The sequence below is a fragment of the Microcystis sp. M_QC_C_20170808_M9Col genome, from assembly GCF_007095495.1.
Lineage (GTDB): Bacteria > Cyanobacteriota > Cyanobacteriia > Cyanobacteriales > Microcystaceae > Microcystis > Microcystis aeruginosa.
Genome location: NZ_SFBZ01000074.1, coordinates 1 through 4,843, shown reverse-complemented (window position 1 = coordinate 4,843; position 4,843 = coordinate 1). Strand labels below are relative to the sequence as shown.

The 4,843-nt window shown below is 45.6% G+C and carries 1 protein-coding gene and 1 CRISPR repeat array; the gene reads right to left on the bottom strand.

Features of this window, described 5'->3' with window-relative positions; translation table 11 throughout:
* Positions 1 to 133: 133 nt before the first annotated feature.
* Positions 134 to 1,270: a CRISPR-associated endoribonuclease Cas6 gene (cas6, locus tag EWV68_RS04700; protein ID WP_287168989.1), complete on the bottom strand. Its 1,137-nt coding sequence runs from the start codon at positions 1,268 to 1,270 to the stop codon at positions 134 to 136.
* A 543-nt stretch (positions 1,271 to 1,813) separates the two neighbouring features.
* Positions 1,814 to 4,840: a CRISPR direct-repeat array (repeat unit 37 nt; unit sequence GTTTCCGTCCCCTTGCGGGGTAAAGGTAGTGGGAAAT).
* Positions 4,841 to 4,843 lie beyond the last annotated feature (3 nt).

The following is a 4,843-nucleotide window of genomic DNA, read 5'->3' as shown; positions in this document are numbered from 1 at the left end:
AGCGGTTTTCAAATGAGTGTGTACTCATTTGAAAACAAAAAATCAGTCCCAGTAAGAGTTTTGAGTTTTCATTTTGCCTACGGCAAAATGAAAACCGCTATAGGTGCAAAATATAAAACTTTGAAAACTGAGTTTATGGAACTGACTTAATATTATCTAAGGTTTTACGGGCGCGTTTGACATAACCTTTGGCTGTTTCGTATGGTAAGTCGAGGTCGATCGCGATATCTGTCAAGCTTTCGCCCAATTCGCGACGGGCTAAGATGGTTGCCCAGATAGTAGCGTTGTTTTGAGCGCGATCGCCGCCTTGCCTTTTTTTTGTTTGGAGAAATAGCTCCGTTAGCTCTGCGATTCTCTTAATTAAATGCTCTTGAATTGGAGTTGCTACTATTGATTGTTTTTCGTTTTTCCAGTTCCCAACTTCATCTTTCCTAATTAGTCTCGTTTGTCCTAATCCAAAGGTGGTTTTATGTCCTGTACCGCAATAATTAGCAAGTTTAATTAATGCTGAGAGCAACTTTTCAAAATCAGAATTACGGGAAGTTTTGAGATCGATCGCAAATTCGACAGTACCTGTAAAACCAGTCACATAGCCCTTTTTGGCAACAGCAACTTTAGTGCAGTTAAGTTCGTAGTTAGTTATATAAACCACCTTTTCAATCCATGCTAAAAATTCCTCTTGAGGAAAGGCTTCGGGAGCAAAGTCATTCCAACGACGGAGATAACTATGGAAAATATTGGCGGGAATCGGTAAGGGTAAATGGTGATTTTTGCTGCGAAAGCAAGTAGGGGTTAGGAAAGCGAGTGTAAATCTGGGATCTAGATTTAATGAAGATGACCAGAGATTATTGTAGGTTGTAGGTGGTTGATTAATGCGAATCTGCTCGATCGCAAAGCTTCCTTTGTAGAGGTTAATTGTCTTTGGATGATTAATGAACCAAGTCTGTAACCATGTGCATAGAGACTCGGATAGGGCTGATATTGTCCAAGTATAGGTACTATCTACTTTAGCAAGGAATGAGTTGACTATGGGTTTAAGGTTGCCATTGAGTGGAGATATAGCAAAGGCTTTTTCGGATTGTTTGTCATGGAGATATGCAGAAAGTTGTGGATCGCTGTCGCGGACTTGATGGAGAAACCATGCATGGAGTGCGGTGGTGTAGTTGTGAGATAATTCAATGTCGGCGATCGCTCTTAAGGTCAGAGTGATGCTGACGATTTCGATATCATCTGTCCAGTTGGCGATCGCTGATGTTTTTGAGTGTGACATTTGCGTTTTGTTTATTTTACCTATTGATTGCTGGATCTAAAATCCATAATCCATATACATATTGCTTTCACAATCTTTTGCTAAGGTCATGTCTAATACTTCAACTTCTTTTTTGGGCGATCACGCCTGTTTTTAAAGATTTTTGCTTCTATTTAGTAGGACTTACGCATTGGTGCGGGCGAAGCCCGCACCACATCTACCTCAAGCCGAATAAATTCGTTCGGTTTGCGTAAGTCCTATTTAGCAAGAAATGGGTGGGAGATTTTGTGTTGGAGATATTAATACTAACCCATTGCTCTTTCTGCTGCATCGTAGGGATCGACTACAATTTCATAGTCAAATCGAATGTTCTCTTGTGGGTTCGGTTTCTCCTTTGGTCATGGGTATGGTTTGAATTTGGGCGATGAGCCTAGCAAGTCTAGCATAGATGTTTTCGTCCCCCTTATCGGAGAAAAAGAGGGAATTTAGGATAGATTTTGGTTTGTTTCTTTGTGCTGCTATCAATTTTTGACTTTCTACTTTTGCCTTTTTCCTTGATCGACAGTTTCCGTCCCCTTGCGGGGTAAAGGTAGTCGGAAATTTCTACGGTCAAAGCTATTGGTAATGACAACTTTAGTTTCCGTCCCCTTGCGGGGTAAAGGTAGTCGGAAATGGTAGTAGCCGCCAAAGAATTGACTGGACCAAGCGGGTTTCCGTCCCCTTGCGGGGTAAAGGTAGTCGGAAATTTAGATCGTCCTGTGATGTCTGCAACAATGAACGAACCTGCCGTTTCCGTCCCCTTGCGGGGTAAAGGTAGTCGGAAATAGAGCAGTTTAGATCTCTTGATCTTTCTAGTTTTGTTTGTTTCCGTCCCCTTGCGGGGTAAAGGTAGTGGGAAATTTTGATGGTTGGGTATGGCGTGGTAGAACTCAGGGGATAGTTTCCGTCCCCTTGCGGGGTAAAGGTAGTGGGAAATTTTAGTAATGGATCTGTGTTTATGTCTAAGTTTTACGTGTTTCCGTCCCCTTGCGGGGTAAAGGTAGTGGGAAATATCTACGAGATGCGTCGGAACTACTAAGCATTGCAGCGCAAAAGGTTTCCGTCCCCTTGCGGGGTAAAGGTAGTGGGAAATCTTTTAAACTGGCATCCAAACTTCGAGCGCTTAGCGATGCAGTTTCCGTCCCCTTGCGGGGTAAAGGTAGTGGGAAATCCTTTGTGCCAGTAATCGCACAAGCAAGCCCAAGCGTAAGCGTTTCCGTCCCCTTGCGGGGTAAAGGTAGTGGGAAATTGATGGTGCATTTAGCGCTATTGATGCTGGATTGACTACTGTGTTTCCGTCCCCTTGCGGGGTAAAGGTAGTGGGAAATATCAAATTACATCTAATACCGCTACAGTGCTTACTCTAGTTTCCGTCCCCTTGCGGGGTAAAGGTAGTGGGAAATGAAACTGGCGAGGAGCCAAGTGGCTATCGTGCCGCCTATGAGTTTCCGTCCCCTTGCGGGGTAAAGGTAGTGGGAAATGACCACTCTAAAGTACGGGCATTGTCTTGAGAATAAAGAGGGTTTCCGTCCCCTTGCGGGGTAAAGGTAGTGGGAAATCCAGATTAGGGATCGGGCATTGGCTCAGAAATTCTACAGAGTTTCCGTCCCCTTGCGGGGTAAAGGTAGTGGGAAATGCATGGGAAAGGATCGACGCAATTAAGCGACGACTTGGGTTTCCGTCCCCTTGCGGGGTAAAGGTAGTGGGAAATGAGACTGGCGGAAAGTATGGTTGGGATTCCAATTAAGTTTGTTTCCGTCCCCTTGCGGGGTAAAGGTAGTGGGAAATATGAAGAATGGGAGGAGGACGGATCTCCCGCCGCAGATCGTTTCCGTCCCCTTGCGGGGTAAAGGTAGTGGGAAATGGTACTGGAATCTCTGAAATTAAAACCTCAAGCTTTACCGTTTCCGTCCCCTTGCGGGGTAAAGGTAGTGGGAAATTGTTGAGATTCGATCGCCGCTCGTTGTTTGGATAATTGTTTCCGTCCCCTTGCGGGGTAAAGGTAGTGGGAAATGCTGGTTCAGCTATTACAAGGATGGGCTTTGGTACGCAGTGTTTCCGTCCCCTTGCGGGGTAAAGGTAGTGGGGAATTTTGCACAGATTAAATGGGATAACCATATTACGGTTCTGTCTGTCACTGTGTTTCCGTCCCCTTGCGGGGTAAAGGTAGTGGGAAATGCATCAAGTGCTACATTTACACCTAATGCTCAAGACTTGTTTCCGTCCCCTTGCGGGGTAAAGGTAGTCGGAAATACCGACATTCCTCAAGATATTGCTTCTAGGGGGAATATTGTTTCCGTCCCCTTGCGGGGTAAAGGTAGTCGGAAATGGTGAGTTTCGTACACCACTACAAACTTTTACCTCGAAGTTTCCGTCCCCTTGCGGGGTAAAGGTAGTGGGAAATTAAAGACAGTAACAATCTACAACCTGTGTCACTTCCTATTGTTTCCGTCCCCTTGCGGGGTAAAGGTAGTGGGAAATGCAAAAATCCTGTGGGGAATCCTTGAGCATCTCCTCAATAGTTTCCGTCCCCTTGCGGGGTAAAGGTAGTGGGAAATTGCTAATGGGTACAAAGCCCCAAAGCGACGGCTGACCGACGGGTTTCCGTCCCCTTGCGGGGTAAAGGTAGTGGGAAATGAATCTCACGACAGCCCCCAACGCAATCGATCGCCGCGTTTCCGTCCCCTTGCGGGGTAAAGGTAGTGGGAAATCTTTGCTGGTTGTTCACCTGCATTTCTATCTAATCCAAGGTTTCCGTCCCCTTGCGGGGTAAAGGTAGTGGGAAATGAAGAAGTGGGACATATTATAGCAATGGAGAGACTTTAGTTTCCGTCCCCTTGCGGGGTAAAGGTAGTGGGAAATCTAGCTAATGAGTACAAAGCACTTCACACTGCTTCAACTGAGTTTCCGTCCCCTTGCGGGGTAAAGGTAGTCGGAAATTCTTGGTTGTTCCCTTCTAAAACTGTTGCTCCTGTGCGTTTCCGTCCCCTTGCGGGGTAAAGGTAGTCGGAAATTTGGATTGCCAAGGATAAAAAAGATTGGAGTCTCTTTAGTTTCCGTCCCCTTGCGGGGTAAAGGTAGTCGGAAATTCTTGCTAATAAAGCATTAAGAATGGCACAGGATGCCATAAAGTTTCCGTCCCCTTGCGGGGTAAAGGTAGTCGGAAATTATTGTGGTACTCAAGTTGATGAGCAAGGTTGGGTATCGTTTCCGTCCCCTTGCGGGGTAAAGGTAGTCGGAAATGTCAATATGACCCTTTTAATAACTAGTTGATTAGATGCGTTTCCGTCCCCTTGCGGGGTAAAGGTAGTCGGAAATTCAGCAAGAAGAATATCCAATTCCTCTTCCTTCTCATAAAGTTTCCGTCCCCTTGCGGGGTAAAGGTAGTCGGAAATCGGTGGAATTGAATACGACTACGCTAAGGGACTCTTCGGGTAATACAGTTTCCGTCCCCTTGCGGGGTAAAGGTAGTCGGAAATAGCATTGTCGCTAATTTACTTCTCGCCTATACCAAAGTTTCCGTCCCCTTGCGGGGTAAAGGTAGTCGGAAATACA